Source organism: Flavobacterium sp. GQ95 (genome assembly GCF_059758655.1).
Window position 1 is genome coordinate 64,941 of sequence record NZ_JCAXEB010000007.1, and the last position, 20,216, is coordinate 85,156.

A 20,216-nucleotide genomic window follows, 5' to 3' on the forward strand; every position below is an offset into this window, starting at 1 on the left:
ATATCTTTTTATGGCTGTTTATGTTGGTACAATCGACCTGTTTTTTCCTGAAGCACATCTATAATAAGAAGGTATTGCAGCTAATGTACAGCAAGCCATGTCAAAAGATATTGCATTAAACCCATGCGCTATGAAATCACTGAATTCAATTATTTCCGAAATCCGTATCAAAGAAAATAAAGTATCGCAGGAAACTTCGCATCTTATAGATGAGGCGTATCAAATGACAATATACCTGAAAGAACTGCTCCATACAACAAGGGAATATGTTCTAATGGAAGGATTTAAAAATGAGACTGAGGAAATAGAATTTTTCCGTGATATCAAGCCTCAGATTTTAGGACAGCTAATTTATTATAATAAAGTATTTCGTATTGAGACTATCTGCCCGGTAAAGGAAGGCAAGATGTATCAGAAATTTTTCATGAGCCAGCTTCAGGAGCTCAAGCAGGAATTTAAAGAACATATCTGTGTTCCTCATTTTTATCGCTACTACAGGTCAGGAAGAAGTGATCGGGATCATGAATATTTTACTCGTGGAAAAATTAACTATAGGGATGGGCTCAATAGTTATGTTTTTGAAATAGACCATCAGTTTTCTACCTATTATGATTCTAAAGTAGCACGGATTATGGCCAATGAACTGATTTACGCTTATCTGATAACCAAAATAAATCCAGAGGAGCCGTCAGGCACTTTATTGCATAATGGAGAGTCGACAAAAGATATTTTCTGGACAGATTCTAAAAATGCGCTTATTGAATTAATTTATGCGCTTTATGCTGCGGGAGTAATATCACATGGGAAGATTGGCATTCGCAAAATTACGCTGGTCTTTCAAATACTTTTTCGCATACCGCTCGGTGATATACATCATTCGTTCCACCGCATGAAAGACAGGGCTGGAAGCAGGACTTCCTTTTTGGATCATCTCAAATTGTCATTGGAGCAATATATGGATAAAGGACTGTAGTTAGCTTTACATGCATGAAATGTAAAATAGCAATAAACTATTTCTATGTATTATTAGAAGATTGTTTAAATAGGTAACGCATCACTATAGCAAAGATACCAACTATTGAAGCTAAAGAAGTTGTAATTAATGTGATTAATACTGTATCTGATAAATGAAAGCAAATCCAATTATCTAATCCAACCGCAATTACTATTCCGAGAACAGTGAATGTAAATGCAACTAGAAAGGAAAAAGTGCGTTTGGCGTATTTTTTTCTTTCTTCTCTATCTTGTATTCGATCTTTAATATCTTCGAGTGTTAGAGAACTTTCCTCTTCAATATTTCGAACCCTTTCTTCGTCTAATGGAGTAGTTGAAGACTTTTCAAGTAACTTATCAAGAAGTTTATTTTTGCCCATATTAAGCTAGTTCATGTTCTAAATTTTCCGTAAACTTCTTATAGTATTTTAAAGTCAATTCATCACTTATCTCTTTATTTTCATTAGGAACGTATGTTAAAGACCAAGGAGTATTACCTTGATGGGTAATTGATACTAAAGAAGGTCCCGAAACATCCTTATAGATATTCCAAGTTAGCAATATAATTTTTTTGAGATTATCGTCTTGAACTTCAGGAGTTTTATTTTGAAAAGCACTTATGTCAAATATAGTAGCTTTTCTATCAATTGGATTGCTTCCGAAATCCTTAAATTCATGATAAAGTTTTGGAATAACTGGCCCAAATTTCCAAGCTTCTACAGGCTCACTAAAAGCTTTTTTATTTAATATTGCCAAAGATAAACCATGAGTTATATAACACAATTTGGCTAATTGTAAGTTAGTTAATTGTTTTTCGGAATTTCTCGAGAGTTCCAAGAATTCGTTTGCAACTGCATATACATTTTCCATTTCCAATTATTTTGATTACAAGTTACAAAATTACTTTATTAAATACACAATTCGAAATATTTATATGCTTGATTATCAAATGTATTTTTAAAAATTTGGATTGTAATAGTTTTTGAATTCACCATTCTAAGCTTATCGATCTAAAAAATCACAAAGTTCTCTTGGTATTAACCTTAATTGAAAATCTGGCAACTTAAAGATAGGTTGATTGTCCACACCCAAAATTAAGGATTATGCCTAAATAAAATAGAGGACCTAAAACTTTACACAGTCTGTTTCTTGTGCCCATATGTGTCTATTGGCAACAGCTCCACTTCGTTATAATCTCAATGTTTCCCTTGTTTTAAAGTCAGTGTTTTTTCAGTTTAGCGCCAGTTTTACAAATAAAAGTGCATTTACCAATGGGCAGGACTTGGCAGAAAAAACTTTTTTCATGTGTCAATTTTGTGCTGTTGAACTTAAAAAGACTCAATTATGAATGTTGACAGAATGGAATTTATGGCCTGGATGGAGCGAATCATGGAGAGGTTCGACATCGTGATGGAACTTATAAGCACGGCTAAAAAAGGGCATACAAGTATTGATGGGGAAGAGCTGCTTGACAATCAGGATATTTTGCAGATGCTCAAGATAAGTGCACGCTCCCTGCAGCGCTACCGCTCCTCCGGCAGGCTGCCTTATTATACCATCAGCGGAAAAATTTATTACAAACAGTCAGATATACACCAGTTTGTCAGGGAAAGTTTTACTGCTTCCATGCCTAGAACAAAAGCCAACAGTTGACAAATATTGCCAACAGATGCCAATTTATATAAAACTGTAAAAGCCTCTTTTACTTTCGATGTCGAACTTTAAATTTCAAATCATGAGCGAACAAAATTTAGATAAACCACAATCTCCCGAGCAATTATCTGAGATACTACTGGTAATGGATAAAGCGAAAAAGAAAATTCAGGCTGTAACGGGTATTGATGAGAATGGCAATTTGAAAACCATAGATCCTACAAAGAAAAATCAGAACCAGTTTATGCGTGTGGATAAGCAGGGTGATTTTTTTTCCAACTTCTTTTCCAATTTTTTCAGCCAGCTGAAGAACCCTACCAATTTCTCATTCTTTAAAGTTCCGGCACCATTGGCTATTAACATGGCGAAAGAAATGCAAAAACAGGTAGATAATCCGACACCTGAAGGTGAGAAACTAATGGCGCAACACGAAGTGAAAGCGGAACCTGATGAAAATAATAAACAAGAAAATAAAAATAGTATGGAAACAACACAAACAACACCGGAAACCGGCGAATACCGCTACAAACCGGAACAGATCGATTGGGAAACCATGAACAACCTTGGCTTGAGCAAAGAGAAGCTTGAAAAATTGAACCTGCTTGATCCGTTACTCAGAGGTTACAAGACTAATGAGCTTGTACCTGTAAGTCTTAACCTCGGTACAGCAGTTACCCGTATGGATGCCCGCTTATCGCTGCAACACAATGATGAGGGGCAGGTAGTGGTCGCCATTCATGGCATCCGCAAAGAACCGAGCCTGAATTATGCCTTTTTTGGTCATGAGTTCACTAAGGAAGACAAAGACAATCTGCTCCAAACGGGCAATATGGGACGTGTGGTTAATTTGACAAATCCAAAAACAAACGAAACCATTCCTTCTATCATCAGTGTAGACAGGCTGACCAATGAGCTGGTAGCACTGCGTACAGATTTTATAAAAATCCCTGATGAAATCAAAGGGGTAAAAATAAATCAAGAACAAAAACAAACCTTACAAGAGGGTAAACCACTTCATTTAGAAGGTATGGTTTCCAAGAAAGGAACTGAGTTTGCTGCAACTATACAATTCAATGCCGACAAACGTTTCGTAGAGTTTCTCTTTGACAGGACTGGAGCCAATAAGCAAACACAACACAATCCGCAAAATCAACCAGAGGAAGCGCCTAAAATTTTTAGAGACAAAGAACTGGATAGTGAGCAATACCAAAAATTCAAGGATGGGCAGACGGTTTATGTTAGCGGACTTATAGATAAGAAAGGCAAGGAGTACAATGGTTACATCACTTTCAATAAAGAAACCAACAAAATAGATTTTTCTTTCCAAAATCCGGATAAAATAAAAGAACAGGCAAAACCAACTGAGGCGCATAAGACGCAGACGGCGGTTAATTCGGAAGGTAAAACCAATGAAGCTACCAAGAACATCAAAGAGCCATTAAAATCAGGGCAAAAAAATCCTGACAGTGAGAAACAGCAGGAGCAGCAGGAAGCAATTGAATCACCTGCTAAATCCAAAGGACGTAAAATGTAATGTATTATGAAATGCCTTTTAGCATTCCATGTGACAAATAAAAAGCAGTAAAAATAAACACATGAAAGTAGTTATTGCAGAAAAACCAAGTGTAGCAAGGGAAATAGCCGGTGTGCTCGGAGCGACTGAAAAGAAAGATGGCTATTTGACAGGTAACAGCTATTGTGTTACATGGGCTTTTGGGCATTTAATCGGACTCGGCATGCCGGAAGATTATGGGATTTACGGGTTTCAGAAAAATTGTTTACCAATTTTGCCCAATCCTTTTCTATTGATTCCACGAAAAATAAAAAAAGATAAAGTTTATGTGCCTGATACAAGTGCATTGAAGCAATTGAAAATTATTAAACAGGTTATCGACAGCTGCGAAAGCATTATTGTTGCAACCGATGCCGGACGTGAAGGAGAACTAATATTCCGTTACATCTATGAATACCTGAAATGCGAAAAGCCTTTTGAACGCCTTTGGATCAGTTCACTTACTGAAAAAGCAATCAGGCAGGGTTTTGATAATCTGAAACCCGGCAGTGATTTTGAGGGATTATATAAGGCTGCCCGCAGTCGTAGCCGTGCCGACTGGCTGGTAGGGATAAATGCTTCTCAGGCACTTTCCATTGCCGCAGGCAGCGGTATTTATTCCTTGGGAAGAGTGCAGACACCCACGCTGGCCCTAATATGTAAACGTTATCTGGAAAACAAAAACTTCACGGCAGAGAAATACTGGCAAATACAGCTCTCACATACAAAAGAGTTTGTTGACTTTAAAAGCCTTTCCAAAAATAAATGGGAAGATAAAAAGAGTGCAGAAAATGCATTAAAACCTATTGAGCGAAATGGCAATATTGTTACCGTTATATTAGTAGAAACTAAAAATGTGACCGAACAACCGCCTTTGCTGTTTGACCTGACAGGTTTGCAAAAAGAAGCCAACAAGAAATTGAATTTGTCAGCCGAGGAGACCCTGAATATTGCCCAAAGCCTGTATGAAAAGAAATTTATTACCTATCCGCGTACCGGAAGCAAATATATCCCTGAAGATATGTGGGAAGAAATTCCCAACCTTATCAGGGGTTTGCAGGAGAGGGAAATCTGGAAGCAGGCTGTAACTAATGTGAAATGGGGATATTTAAACAAACGAATTGTGAATGACCTTCGTGTTACCGATCATCATGGTTTACTCATCACCGACAAAATCCCTTCGGCATTACCGGCAAAGGAAAATGCGGTTTACAATATGATTGCTTTGCGGTTACTGGAAGCAATTTCACAATCCTGTATCAAGGAGATAACCGATATTACTTTGCAGGTTTTACATTATGAGTTTGAAATGAAAGGATGCAGGATAGTGGAACCAGGCTGGCGCTTAATCAAAGGCAGTTTCTGTGATGATAATACTGACCTTTTGCAGGAATTGCCCCAAATCAATACAGGTGACCAGCTTAAAATAAAAGAAGCTTTGGTTCTGGAAAAGAAAACCAAACCGCTTGTGCTTTACACCGAAGCAGGACTTTTATCAGCTATGGAAACCGCCGGAAAGGAAATAGAGAATAAGGAAGAGCGCAAGGCATTACAAAACATAGGTATCGGCACTCCCGCCACAAGGGCAGCTATCATAGAAACCTTGTTTGACCGTAATTATATTCAAAGGGAATTAAAGTCCTTGGTACCTACTACAAAAGGATTGCAGGTGTACGAACTGGTCAAGGACAAGAAAATTGCCGACGTGGCGATGACTGCCGAGTGGGAGGTAGCCTTACAGAAAATTGAAAATAACCAGTCTGATGCCGAAACTTTCCAAAAGGAGATGGAAACATATGCAGTAGCAATTACCAATGAATTGCTACAAACGTCCATTACAAAAGAAAACCTTCCTGAGCTTCTTTGCCCGAAATGCAAAAATCAACAATTGGTTATCAGGGATAAAATTATCAAATGTCCTGATGCCGTTTGCAACTGGTTACAGTTCCGTAATGTTTGTGGCGTACAGTTAGGTATAGCCGATATTGAAAGTCTTGTCAATACAGGCAAAACTTCCCTTATTAAAGCAATGAAAAGCAAAGCCGGGAAGAAATTTGATGCCTATATAGCACTGAATAATAAGGCAGAAAGTTCCTTTGAATTTGAAAAATAAAAACTTTCAAAAAAATGATGAGTAATTCTACCATTACCCGAAGAAAATAGAAAACTAGATTTAAAATGTAAAGGGAAACCAGATATTGATGGACAGTAACATTACAAAAGAGACTCTAGATTTTAATCATTTAACAAAAAAATAAACAAGATATAGTATGGATACACCACAAAAAGACCTGTCGTATTTCAGGTTGCGTCTACAAGAATTATTGAATATCAGTTTTCCTGAAAAAATGTATGATGCTAAATTTATCGATCAGCGTTCAAATTGGGCTGCCAATGCCTATGAAGGTGCTTTCCGGTTAGGAAGCCCTATTAGCCAATGTAATGATATAGCTGAATACATTCTTTTTGAAGGGTTGCATTTTTCTAAGTTTGATACTGTATTTCAGGTAGTATGCAATGAGTTTGATACGAGAATGGCTGACGAAGAATTACGAACCTTCGCGCTGAAAATGCTTCCCGTTTGTGAGCCTGTTTTTGCACATTACAAATTGACGGAGGATTTTGGCTCTACGATGGAGTTTGACCAGCTTTATACAGAACTGACAGGGACCATCGCCATTTGGATAGAAGAAAATGGGCTTCAGTAAACGCCAGCATCTCCAAAAGAACATTGATGCGCTGCGAATTGCTTTTAAATTGGAACAGGAAAACCGAAAAGTTTCCGCAAGTGAAAGACTGCTAATGATGCAATACAGCGGATTTGGCGGTCTTAAGTTTGTTTTGAACTCTGCTCAACACCCGACAGACATTAACAATTGGAGAAAAACTGAACAGGAACTTTTTCCGCTTACAGAAGAACTCCATCGGCTTTTAAAAGAAAACAGTGGCGATGAAAAACAATATCGCAGTTATGTGGATAGTATGCGTAGTTCTGTACTTACAGCATTCTACACACCGCCTTTAATCATTGATGCTATTTCGACTTCACTCAAAGACAGCGGTGTAAATATCCAAAAAATTCTGGAACCATCCGCCGGTATCGGCTCTTTTATCCAATCCTTTGCAGATAAAAACGCAGCTCAAGTTACCGCTTATGAAAAAGACCTGCTTACCGGTAAAATCTTAAAGCAGCTTTATCCAGACAGTACTATTAGAATAAACGGTTTTGAAGAGATACCCGAAAGAGAACAAAACAGCTATGATATAGTAGCGAGCAATATTCCTTTCGGTGATACTTCCGTATTTGATCTTTCCTATTCCAGAGGCAAAGATCCGGCAAGATTACAGGCTGCCCGAAGTGTACACAATTATTTTTTTCTAAAGGGAACCGATATGCTCCGCGATGGGGGCGTACTGGCTTTCATCACCTCACAAGGTGTGCTGAACAGTCCGAAAAACGAAATTATTCGCAGGGCATTAATGTTGGATAATAATCTGGTTTCAGCCATTCGGTTGCCCAATAATTTATTTACCGGCTATGCCGGTACGGAAGTTGGCAGTGACCTAATTATTTTACAAAAGAGGACAAATAAGCAAAGCCTGACCGAGGCAGAAGAGTTGTTTTGTCAAAGCAGTGTGACGCAGTACAATACTCCAAGTAATGCTTTATTTCACGATAACACAAGAATTGTTCATACGGATAGTGGGTTAGGTACCGATCCGTATGGACAGCCTACACTTTTATATACCCATCGTGATGGTGTTGAGGGTATAGCCAAAGACCTGAAACGAATGTTGAGTGAAGATTTTTCCCTGCATCTTGATATAGGATTATATAGAGGGGAACAGAACGATAAATCTATAACGAAAACTCCCGTTACGCAAATATTTTTCTCTAAAGAACCTACAATTCTCCAACCGGAAATTCAGCCATTTTTTGCAACAAACCATAGTAATGCAGATAAAAAAGATGTGCAATTGTACCTATTTGATTTGTTTGAAGAAAAAGGAAAACCGGAAGCTGTTAAGGCATCTTTTAAAACTAAAAAAGAACCTGCTAAAAAAAATAGAAAGGCTAGGGGAAATCAGCCAGACCTGTTCAGTGGGCTGATGCAACAAACTTATACGCCTTCAGTGTCCAAAAATGGAAGTACAGCAAGTAACAAACAGGAGGTTATAGGCGACCTTTTTTCCAACATAAATGGAAATGGTCAGATTAAAACCGAAACCGATGCTCTGAGTAACATTATTCCCGAATCCGATATATATACCCAGAAAATGCAATCCTTTCATCGTAACGACTGCCTTGTGATAGATAGAGGATTGGTGGGTTATCTCAAAGATGTTGAAGGTGATATGGAACGAGCAATGTTCCATCCATTACGGTTGCCTCCATTGCAGAGAGCAAGAGCTGAGGCCTATGTTTCACTTAGAGATAGTTACCTGGATCTTTACAAAAAAGAAGCCCAGCTACAAACCGAACATACAGAAGAGAGGGAAAACCTCAATCGACTGTACGATGCTTTTGTAAAAAGGTATGGTAATCTGAACAGTGCAGAAAATATCAAACTCATTAAAACTGACAGTGCCGGTAAGGAAATTCCTTATATGGAACGTGTTGTTGGCGGTGTGGTTCATAAAGCGGATATATTCCAACGTCAGGTAAGCTTTTCTATTACCACACTTACAACGGATAATCCTGATGAAGCATTAGCGGCATCACTCAATAAATACGGTAACGTCGATCTGGACTATATGTCGCAGATTAGTAATATGACCAGCGATGCTCTAAAAGAAACATTACATGGAAGAATTTTCTATAATCCACTCCAAAAGGAATATGAAATATCAGAGAGATGGATAGCGGGAAATGTGGTAGAGAAAGCCAATGAACTAAGAACCTATCTCGAAGGTAATCCCAATGATACTGATGCTACGGAAAGCCTAATAGCCCTTGAAGAATCACGTCCAAGGCGTATTGAATTTGAAGAATTGGATTTCAACCTTGGTGAGCGTTGGATACCTACAGGCATTTATGCCCGTTTCGCTTCGCATATTTTCGATACCGATGTACGGGTTCACTATTCCGAAAGCAGTGATGATTTTAATATAAAATGCGACCAAAAGAACGTGCATATATGGGATAAATATGCGGTAAAATCACAAAGCCGTACCTATGATGGTATTGCCCTGCTCAAGCACGCACTGGTAAATACCACTCCCGATATTACCAAAAAAATCTGGATAGATGATAAGGAAATAAAGGTTCGTGATATGGAAGCCATACAAATGGCAAATACTAAAATTGATGAGATACGTACAGCTTTTACCGATTGGCTTCATGCCCAAAATGATGAGTTTAAAAACAGGCTGACCAATCAATATAACGACACTTTTAATTGCTTTTTACGTCCGCAGTACGATGGAAGTCATCAGGAGTTTCCTGGGTTGGACCGAAAGGCATTGGGTATTGAAGACCTTTATTCTAGTCAAAAAGATGCAGTCTGGATGATAAAACTAAATGGAGGTGCAATTTGTGATCATGAAGTTGGTGCCGGTAAAACACTCATTATGTGTATAGCTGCCCAGGAAATGAAACGTTTGGCAATGGTACACAAACCGATGATAGTGGGATTGAAAGCCAACGTTCATGAGATTGCTGAAACTTACAGGACTGCTTATCCACACGCTAAGATTCTGTATCCTGGCAAAGAAGATTTTACTCCACAGAAAAGACAACGAATTTTTGGGGACATCAAGAACAACGATTGGGATTGTGTGATTTTGACACATGACCAGTTCGGAATGATCCCACAATCACCCGAAATGCAAAAGGAGATTTTGCAAACCGAACTTAATAGCGTGGAAGATAATCTTGCCGCTTTGGAAGCACAAGGCAACGAGATTTCAAGGGGAATGCTCAAAGGAGTGATCATTAGGAAACAAAATCTTGAAGTCAAACTCAAAACATTGGAACACGACATCGAAAACAGAAAAGATGATACGGTTGATTTCAAAATGATGGGTATTGACCATTTGCTGGTGGACGAGAGCCATCGTTTTAAAAACCTCATGTTTAATACCCGTCATGAGCGGGTTGCCGGATTGGGCAACATGCAGGGAAGCCAAAAGGCAATGAACCTGCTTTTTGCCATTCGTACCATACAGCAGCGTACCGCAAAGGACTTAGGAGCAACTTTCCTTTCGGGTACCACCATTAGCAACTCTTTGACCGAACTGTATCTTTTGTTTAAATACCTGCGTCCCCAAGCTTTGGAAAAACAAGGTATTAACTGTTTTGATGCCTGGGCAGCGATTTATGCAAGAAAAACAACCGATTATGAGTTTTCAGTAGCCAATAATATTGTTCAGAAAGAACGTTTCCGATATTTTATCAAAGTGCCGGAACTGGCACAATTCTATTCGGAAATTACGGATTACAGAACCGCTAAGGATATTGGCATTGACCGTCCTGAAAAAAATGAGGTACTATACAATATACCACCAACACCAGAGCAGGAAATCTTTATCAAAAAACTGATGGAATTTGCAAAATCGGGTAATGCCACATTACTGGGAAGAGCTCCATTATCACAAAGTGAAGAAAAGGCCAAGATGCTGATTGCAACGGACTATGCCCGTAAAATGTCTCTCGATATGCGGATGGTAAGCGGTAAATATACAGACCATCCCGATAACAAGGCTTCCCATTGTGGGTCTAACATAGCCAAATACTATCAAAAATTTAATGCCCAGAAAGGAACACAATTCGTTTTTTCTGACTTGGGTACTTACAAGCCAGGAGAATGGAACGTATGTTCAGAAATCAAACGCAAGCTTGTAGAGGACCACGGTATTCCTGCTCATGAAATCCGTTTTATACAGGAAGCTAAAAATGATAAGCAACGTAAGGAGCTTATCAGTGGCATGAATGAAGGTAAAATACGTGTACTGTTCGGTTCTACCGATATGCTGGGAACGGGAGTAAATGCACAAAAAAGAGCTGTTACCGTTCATCATCTTGATACGCCATGGCGACCAAGTGATCTTGCCCAACGAGATGGAAGGGCCGTTCGAAAAGGCAATGAAATAGCCAAATTCTTTGCCGATAACAAAGTAGATGTAATTATTTATGCCGTAGAGAAATCGCTTGACAGCTATAAATTCAACTTGCTGTATAATAAACAGCTTTTCATAGACCAGTTGAAAAACAACAGCTTGGGTAAGCGTATCATAGATGAAGGCAGTATGGATGAAAAGGCGGGTATGAATTTCTCTGAATATGTAGCCATACTATCAGGGAATACCGACCTGTTGGAAAAAGCAAAACTGGAAAAACAGGTTGCTGGACTGGAAAGTGAAAAGCAGGCTTTTAACCGCTCTAAGTTTAGTTCTAAATACAAGCTGGAAGATATTACCGCTACACTGGAAGCTGCCGGTTCCCGTTTAGAACGTATGACTCTTGATTGGAAAAATTTACAACAACGTTTACATAAACATTCAGACGGTACTATTGTCAATCCTGTACAGCTTGACGGTTTATCACCCAATGCAGATGTAAAACAGATTGGAGCAAAACTAAACCAGATTGCGGACAAAGCAAGAACTGGTGGTCAGTATGAAGAGATTGGTAACCTATATGGTTTTATATTACTGGTTAAAACCGAATTATCGGAAAAAGAGGGTGTGGATTTAAAAGTCAATCGTTTTTTGGTGCAGGGAGAAGGCAATATTAAGTATACTTATAATAACGGTATAATAGCTAAAGATCCACAAACAGCGTCAAGCAACTTCTTGAATGCACTGGAAAAGCTGCCGCATTATATTGAGCAGGAACAAAAGAAAATTGCAGAACTGCAAAAAGACCTGCCGATTCTTCAGGAATTGGTTAACAGTACATGGAAAAAGGAGAACAAGTTGAGCGAACTCAAAACGGAACTGGCTTCTATCGACAGAAAAATACAATTATCTATTACTGCTGAGAATAAAGAACAGGGGCTTGAAGAGCAGAAAACGACAGCTGAAATTAATGATAATCAGACTCAGGAAGGACCTTATGTGCATTTAAAGATGACTTGATACCTACCAATTCAATTCAAGTTTTATTTGGATGCATTAAAAGGTAAGCGTTTCATGTAAATGGATTTATATATTTGAGTACTATTTATAATTTTCTTAACTTGCTATCTACTTTTTGTCAGCCTATCATTTTAATCATTTCATTAAAGAGTTAGAATCTGTAGATTAGGGTATATCATATTCGAATAAGAAATTGAAATAGTTTCATATTGAGATAGAATGTAAAATGATGTTAAGTAATATCATTTTTCAAGAAATTAATGCGATTTTATTGTCGTGTTTTTCACAGCTGACATGATTATTTTATGTCAGAAATCAATATTATTGTCTCAGAGGAAATTTCTCCATTAACGTTACAATACTAAAATATAATTATTTATGTGATTGTTTTTGTAAGAACATCTAAAAATAATTGAAATTTAAAAAATAAAAAAAATAACGATCTTGAAAATAATAAATGTACTGACTAGTTTTATTCTTGTAGGATTATATTCGTGCAATGAAAAAAATGAGTCTGCCTCTTTTAGTACTGCTGACGCCAAAAACATTAAAGAAATTACGGAGAATAAAATAGATTTAACTGGTAGTAAATCTCTTTTAGACTCATCTAAAATTGCAGGTACAAAATATTCTTTGGAGCAACTGGATAATACAAAAGGATTATCAAACAGTTCTGTGAATTGTATTTTCCAGGATTCTGAAAATTTAATCTGGATTGGTACTTGGGATGGCTTAAACAGATATAATGCTAATGATTTTAAAATTTTTAGACCGGAATTAAATAATGAATCAAGTTTAAGCAATCAGGTTATCCTAAAAATCGATGAAGATGATAAGGGACGAATCTGGATATTAACAATTCATGGCATTAATCAGTACGATAAAAAAGCCGATAAATTCAAGCGATATTATTTCTCCAGAGAGAATAATCCGCCATTATCTGAATCTGAATTTAATATGGCACTTGATGCTTCGAAAAAAGTATTTTGTGCTGTAAAAAACTGGGGAATTGGTTATTTCGATGGAATTTCTTTTCAATTAATAAAGACTAAAAACCTTTCTACAATAGCTGTTAAAAAAATGGAATTTTCGCCAACAGGCGAACTTTTGGTGTTATTTGAAAATGATAAATTGTATTCCCTGACCATAAAAATAGAAAAGCAGAATAAAAAAACAGTTTCAAAAGAAGTGCTTATTTCTAATAACGTTAGCACTTTTGGGTATACAGGCAATCAAAAAGTTTTTATAATTCCTAAAGTTGGAAATGCTTTTTTGTATTCTCTAAATAATAAAGAAAACAATTTAGTAATAGATAAAAAAATTACTTCGGTAATAGCACATGTTTCTGAGGGTCTTTTGGTTTTAAGTAAATCCGGTTATTTTATTATTGATAAATTAGGGAATTGCATTTCTAAACCGTGGCTGAAATATCTGAACAATCAAAAAATTACTACCTTAATTCAGGGAACTGAAAAAGTAATTTGGAGCGGAACAGACGGGGACGGGCTGTTTAAAGTATATCCGATAAAAAAAACTTTTAATTTAATTTCTAAAACCCAGATTCCGGATTTAGAAGGCGGCATTGTCAGGACTTTTTTAGAAGTTGAAAATAATTCCTTTTTTATCGGAACAAAAGGAAAAGGATTATTTCGTTTTCCGTCAAATTTTTACCTCAATGAAGGTAAACCGCTGCAATATGAAAATTTTAATGAAAATAACAGCATCATCAACAATGCTGTATTTGCATTACATAAAGGGCAGGGTAATCTTGTTTTTATTGGCACGGATGGAGATGGAATCACCGTTTTTGACCTGAAAAAATCAAAATTGATCAATTGGTCTTCTATTGAAGGTAATAAAAATTGTGATTATTTTAAATCTGTATACGCTATTTATCAGGATAATAACGGTTTTGTCTGGTTGGGAACGAATGGTTATGGAATGATTCGCTGTAAAATTGAACGTGTGGGGAAAAAATTAAAAATAACAGCATTCAAAAAGTATTTAGCAAATAATAAAGGAGGAAAATCCATTAGCAGTAATATTATATTTTCGATAATTCCTAAAAATGATCAGCAATTATGGATAGGAACACGACTAGGGGGATTAAATCTTTTTGATAAAAAAACTGAACATTTTCAGGTTTATAAAAACGTAAATAATGATAATGAAAGTCTGTCGAATAATGATATTTTGTGCCTGCAGATCGATCACAATAAAAAACTTTGGATAGGAACAAGTTTTGGTTTGAATATGTTGCAGGATTTAAAAAGTAACGGAAAAGCAACTTTTAAAAGTTTTACGGTCAAAGACGGACTTCCTAATAATACTATTCACGGAATTGTTTTAGACAAAAAATCAAACCTATGGATCAGCACTAATTTTGGGATATCCAATTTTAACAGCAGCACTTATAAGTTTATAAATTATACAAAAAATGAAGGCCTTCAGAATAATGAATTCGCCGATGGCGCCTTTTATCATAACAGTAAAACTGATTTAATATTTATGGGAGGAATAAAAGGATTTAATTATTTTTTGCCACAAAAAATTGTTGAATCTTCAATTGTTCCCGATATTTTTATTGATAAAATAAGCGGGCATAATCAGGTGGTTCCTTATTATCAGGGATTGGTTATTAAATCCAATTCGTCTGATTATCCTTCAATTACATTAAAACACAATCAAAATTTCTTCGATATAGAATTGGCCGCTTTGACGTATATCAACAGCGAAAAATGTCAATATGCCTATCAGCTGCAGAATTTTGATAAGGAATGGAATGTTATTGGTGATCGCCGCGTAATTTCTTTTACAAACGTCCCAAAAGGGAATTATTCATTATGGATAAAATGGTCGAATAGCGATGGGGTTTGGAGCAAACCTGTTCATGCGATTGATATTAATATTCGTCCGGTTTTCTGGCAGTCCAACACCGCAATGACCATTTATTTGGTTTTGTTTATACTCTTGGTAATGCTTGTTTTAAGTTATTACAAGAAACGACAATCGTTGAGCCAGAATATATTTTTTAGAAAAAGAGAAGAGGAATTACATGAAAACAGGCTGACTTTTTTTACCAATGTAGCGCATGAATTTCAAACACCTTTAACTTTAATTGTGGGACCTGCCCAAAAATTGGCAGAAACGACAAATCTGGACGCAAGAAATCAGAAGTTTATAAAAATGATTCAGCGCAATTCGTCACGATTATTGTTTTTAACGCAACAACTACTTGAATTCAGAAAAGCAGAATACGATTATCTGGAAGTAACTGCAAGAGAATTTGACATGGTTAATCTCGTGGAGCAGATAGCAGAATTATTTGATGAATGGGCATTTGATAAAAATATCGAATATAATTTGGATGTTCCATCTGTATTATTGGGATGGTATGATAAAGATAAAACCGAAAAAATAGTATTCAATTTAATGTCTAATGCTTTCAAATATACGCCTGTAAATGGGAAAATCGATCTTAAATTTCGCATAGAAGAACAAGATGTTTCTACATTAAATATCACGATTGTCAATACAGGAAAAGGGATTCCGAAAGAAAAATTACACTCAATATTTGACCAGTTTTTTCTGTCCAACTCAGATCAGGTTTTAGACAATGATATGTTTAGAACGGGAATTGGTCTTGCTTATATTAAAAAATTAGTCACAGTTCTAAGAGGTGAAATAGAGGTTTCCAGCACAGATAAGGAAACTGTTTTTACTATTCTATTGCCTTGTAGCAAAGAATCATTCAGTGATAAAGAATTGGATCAGGAAAAAAGTTCGACTTTAATATCGCAGCATCTTAAAAATATTCTTGAAGAAATTCCGGATAAATCAGATGAACTTCCCAAAAAAATTTCATCGCTAGATGTGCTCGAAGATTATCGAAAAAAAATATTAATTGTCGAAGATGAAAAAGAAATTCACGAGTTTCTGCATGATTTATTAGCAGAAAAATATAAAATTATTGTTGCTTATAATGGTGTTGAAGCTTTGGAAAATTTAGAAAACGAAATTCCGGATCTTATAATAAGCGATGTAATGATGCCTTTAATGGATGGAGTTGAATTATGTAAAAAAATAAAAACAGACATAAAAACCTGTCATATTCCGTTTATTATGCTCACGGCAAAAGATTCTGTGATACATAGAATCGAAGGTTTAGAGAGCGGTGCAAACTCCTATATTCCAAAACCATTTTATCCCGATCATTTACTAGTGAGAATTCAAAAACTGCTCGAAGAAAAAGAGCTTATTCTAAAGCATTTCTCTCAGGATACTTTGATAGAAAATTTAACAACGCTTCCGATAAATAATGAAGAAAAAGATTTTATAAAAAGAGTAATCGAACTCATACGCGATAATATTGATAATGAAAATCTCCAAAATTTATTTATCGAAAAGGAATTAGGAATCAGTAATTCTCAATTGTATAGAAAAATAAAACAAATCTTCAATTTTACACCAAGTGATTTAATACGAACAATTCGATTAAAGTATGCTGCAGAATTACTGCGTAAAAATATATTGACAGTTTCAGAGGTTTGTTATCAATCCGGTTTTAATAACCGATCATATTTTTATAGAGAATTTAAAAAAGTCTATAATATAACACCTAAAAATTATCAGCTTAAATACAAATCTAAAAAACCGCTCTGATACATGTAAGTATTTGTAAATAAGTAAATTATTAATTGGTGTACACTTTTGACGGAATAGTGTACACCTTTTTTTATACCCTCAGATTACTTTTATAAGGATTTCAAAATCACTCAAAAAAACTATTAACTCATTTAAATCACCAATTTTTTATTAAGATGAAAAAAATAACCACAATTATTAATCAATTTAACACATTTCTATGATGAAGAAAAATATATTTTATCATTTATTTCTTTTAGGAATAATGTTGTCAGGAAGTATTATATACGGACAAACTATAAAAGGTATAGTTTCAGATGATAAGGGACCGTTGCCGGGAGTAAACATTAATGTAAAAGGCTCTTCGGTTAGTGCAGCATCAGATTTTGATGGAAATTTTGTAATTAAGGCTGATGCAAATGCAGTTTTAGTTTTTAGCTATATTGGATATATCACTCAGGAAGTACCAGTTAATGGTAAGAGTGAAATTAAAGCGATTTTAATTGAAGATTCTCAGAAATTAAACGAAGTTGTCATTGTAGGGTACAGCAGCCAGAAAAAAGGTTCTATAAATGGGGCTGTTGCGCAGGTTGATATGGCCGATCTTTCTAAAACTAGGGTTGCCGATGTTGCCCAGGCTTTGCAAGGTCAGGTAGCAGGTGTTTTTGTTGCGGCAAATACCGGTGCTCCTGGTGATGGTATCAAACTTCGTATTCGTGGAGAAGGAACTCTTGGCAATAATGAAGCGCTGTATGTTGTTGATGGGGTTGCTACCCGCGATATTTCATTTTTGAATCAGTCTGATATCAAATCGATGACCGTCCTCAAAGATGCTTCGGCAACCGCTATTTACGGGTCAAGGGCAGCTGGCGGTGTTGTTATCATTACAACTAAAAGCGGTATTAAGGGAATGACAAGTTTTGACGTCGAATTTTTCTCAGGAATTCACTACGCGGCGAATCTTCCTAAAATGTTAAATGCAGATCAGTATTTAGCTGTAAAAGACCAAGCCTGGCACAATACTACAGGGAATGCTGCAAATGCAGAAAGCCCTTATGCTTTCGACAGAAGAACCAAAACAGATTTATCAGATACTGATTGGCAGAAAGAGCTATTTACTACAGGAATATCAAACAATTTTCAGGTTTCTGCAAGTGGTGCTACAGAAAAAATGCAATATTTAATTTCTGGAGGTTATTACGGAATTGACGGAATTGTAACAGAAGATAATGACCAATATAAAAGATACAATTTTAGAACCAATGTAAATGCAAATCTTAGTGACAGATTTAAAGTAGGGACAAATTTGCAGATAAGTTTTACAAAACAGGATAAATTATCCTCAAGTGGCGATGCGCCTGGAATTATTCGTCATGCTCTTTTGCGTGCACCGGTTATTGGCGTTTACAAAGATGTAAACGATCCTACTTACAAAGCCAATGATCCTTATACAGATCTGCCTTTTTATACAGGTCCAAATGATGGCTGGAGCAAAAATTACGAATATACATCGAATCCTCTTGCAATAGTTCATTTTACAAATGATGTGCGTGAACGCTATCAAACTTTCGGTAATTTGTATGGGGAATATGCGTTTTTAGGAGATAAATCATTAAAATTCAAAAGTAGTTTAGGAGTTGATATTGCCTTTTCTCACAACAAAAATTTCGCAGAGAATTTTGGTGATAATAATATAGCCGATACAAGTTATCAATATTATGGAATGGGTAGACAAAATCGTCCAAACAGCCTGAACGAAAATAGGGGACAGGAAATGACCTTTACTTTTACCAATACTTTAAACTATGTAAAAACCTTTAAGGAGATTCATAGCGTAAACTTATTATTAGGTATGGAAAGCATCAATAGTAAATCATCTGCTATTGGCGGTAGTAGAAATGACTACGAAAACAGTTCTCCGGAATTTCAATATTTAGATTACGGAAACAGCACACTTAATGTTTGGAATTCTGGAAATGCAAGCAGCTGGGCTTTGCTTTCTTATTTTGCATCTGGGAATTATGGTTATGACAATAAATATTTTGCAACAGCCACTATAAGAGCCGATGCTTCTTCAAGATTTGGGCCTAACAACAAATGGGGTTATTTCCCATCAGTTGCTGCAGGTTGGGTAGTCTCTAAAGAAAAATTCATGGAAAGAGCAGATTGGATTTCAAACTTAAAGCTAAGAGCCAGCTGGGGACAATCAGGAAATCAGGAAATAAGCGACCACCAATGGTACAACTTATATACACTGGGAACAGACCCGCATCTTATTCGTATTGGAAATCCTGATGTAAAATGGGAAACTACAACACAAACAAACGTAGGGATAGATTTGGCTATTTTGAAAAACAAACTAACGTTTACAGTGGATTATTTCTCAAAAATCACAGATGATATTCTATTGAATGTTACGCCTCCGGGAACAGTCGGAAACTTTTTGCCAACGAGTGTTAACTCGGCTTCAGTAAGTAATAAAGGATTTGAATTTGGATTAAATCTTCAGAACAATGAACATGAATTCAAGTATGGTATCAATGCGAATTTAGCGACATTGAAAAATAATGTAGACAGGTTACAGCAAAATGTAAGTAACATTACAGATGATGCAACGCATACTAAAACTGTAGTTGGACAGCCGATAAGCTCTTATTTTGGATATCAGTTTGACGGAATTTATCAAAATTCCGCTGAGGTTAGTTCTCACTTGTTTGCTGCTGCAAATGGTACGCAGCCCGGAGACATAAAATTTAAAGACCTTAATAATGATGGGCAGATAAATGCAGATGACAGAACTTTTATAGGAAGTTCAATTCCTAAAGTAACGTATGGTTTTAATTTTAATGCGGATTATAAAAACTTCGATTTCTCTTTTTTATTACAAGGAGTAGCAGGAGTTGATCGTTACAATGATTCGAAACAAATCTTGAATTATGACAGTCGTCCATTCAATTCAACAACAGATGTTTTGAATAGCTGGACTGGAGAGGGGACAAGTAATACGACACCTAGAGTTACTTTTAATGATAATGGGGGGAGCAGGGTTTCAAGTGTATTTGTAGAAGATGCATCATATTTGAGATTAAAAAATATTGAAATTGGTTACACATTTTCAAAATCAATTCCGGGAATTAATAGTTTAAGAGTATATGTGTCTGGACAAAATTTATTCACTATCACAGATTATACGGGCTTAGATCCCGAATCTACATCACTTATTGACAGAGGTACTTATCCGCAGTCGACTGCTTTTATTTTTGGGGCTAAAGTGAAATTATAATTAATAATGTAA

Annotated in this window: 10 protein-coding genes; 8 read left to right on the forward strand and 2 right to left on the reverse strand. The window is 36.1% G+C overall.

What is annotated here, in order from left to right:
* Nucleotides 1–130 precede the first annotated feature (130 nt).
* Nucleotides 131–973 carry an RteC domain-containing protein gene (locus tag AC6CH4_RS14485; RefSeq protein WP_498104098.1) on the forward strand — a complete coding sequence of 281 codons (843 nt, stop codon included), beginning with the start codon at nt 131–133 and terminating at the stop codon, nt 971–973.
* Nucleotides 974–1,016: 43 nt separating this feature from the next.
* Here AC6CH4_RS14485 and AC6CH4_RS14490 read toward each other — a convergent pair whose 3' ends face one another.
* Both AC6CH4_RS14490 and AC6CH4_RS14495 read right to left on the reverse strand, forming a co-directional pair.
* Nucleotides 1,017–1,373: a hypothetical protein gene (locus tag AC6CH4_RS14490; RefSeq protein WP_051239325.1), complete on the reverse strand. Its 357-nt coding sequence runs from the start codon at nt 1,371–1,373 to the stop codon at nt 1,017–1,019.
* 1 nt (nt 1,374) lies between these two features.
* Nucleotides 1,375–1,863 carry a Panacea domain-containing protein gene (locus tag AC6CH4_RS14495; protein ID WP_498104100.1) on the reverse strand — a complete coding sequence of 163 codons (489 nt, stop codon included), beginning with the start codon at nt 1,861–1,863 and terminating at the stop codon, nt 1,375–1,377.
* A gap of 474 nt (nt 1,864–2,337) precedes the next feature.
* Between AC6CH4_RS14495 and AC6CH4_RS14500 the strand changes: the two genes are divergently transcribed.
* The 7 genes from AC6CH4_RS14500 (at nt 2,338) to AC6CH4_RS14530 (ending at nt 20,204) form a co-directional block, all read left to right on the forward strand.
* Nucleotides 2,338–2,646, forward strand: a complete 309-nt coding sequence (locus tag AC6CH4_RS14500) for a helix-turn-helix domain-containing protein (RefSeq protein ID WP_498104102.1) — start codon at nt 2,338–2,340, stop codon at nt 2,644–2,646.
* Between the two features lie 82 nt (nt 2,647–2,728).
* On the forward strand, nt 2,729–4,180 hold the full coding sequence (locus AC6CH4_RS14505) for a DUF3945 domain-containing protein (RefSeq protein ID WP_498104104.1): 1,452 nt from the start codon (nt 2,729–2,731) through the stop codon (nt 4,178–4,180).
* Nucleotides 4,181–4,241: 61 nt separating this feature from the next.
* Nucleotides 4,242–6,311: a type IA DNA topoisomerase gene (locus tag AC6CH4_RS14510; protein WP_498104106.1), complete on the forward strand. Its 2,070-nt coding sequence runs from the start codon at nt 4,242–4,244 to the stop codon at nt 6,309–6,311.
* Nucleotides 6,312–6,468: 157 nt separating this feature from the next.
* Nucleotides 6,469–6,906 carry a DUF1896 domain-containing protein gene (locus AC6CH4_RS14515; protein ID WP_498104108.1) on the forward strand — a complete coding sequence of 146 codons (438 nt, stop codon included), beginning with the start codon at nt 6,469–6,471 and terminating at the stop codon, nt 6,904–6,906.
* Nucleotides 6,893–12,277, forward strand: coding sequence for a helicase-like domain-containing protein (locus AC6CH4_RS14520; protein WP_498104110.1), 5,385 nt, complete (start codon nt 6,893–6,895; stop codon nt 12,275–12,277). Before AC6CH4_RS14515 ends, AC6CH4_RS14520 begins: the two co-directional genes overlap by 14 nt.
* A 444-nt stretch (nt 12,278–12,721) precedes the next feature.
* A complete protein-coding gene (locus tag AC6CH4_RS14525; protein ID WP_498104112.1) occupies nt 12,722–16,939 on the forward strand; it encodes a hybrid sensor histidine kinase/response regulator transcription factor in 4,218 nt (1,405 codons plus the stop codon).
* Nucleotides 16,940–17,141: 202 nt separating this feature from the next.
* Nucleotides 17,142–20,204, forward strand: a complete 3,063-nt coding sequence (locus AC6CH4_RS14530; RefSeq protein WP_498104114.1) for a SusC/RagA family TonB-linked outer membrane protein — start codon at nt 17,142–17,144, stop codon at nt 20,202–20,204.
* Nucleotides 20,205–20,216: the final 12 nt, after the last annotated feature.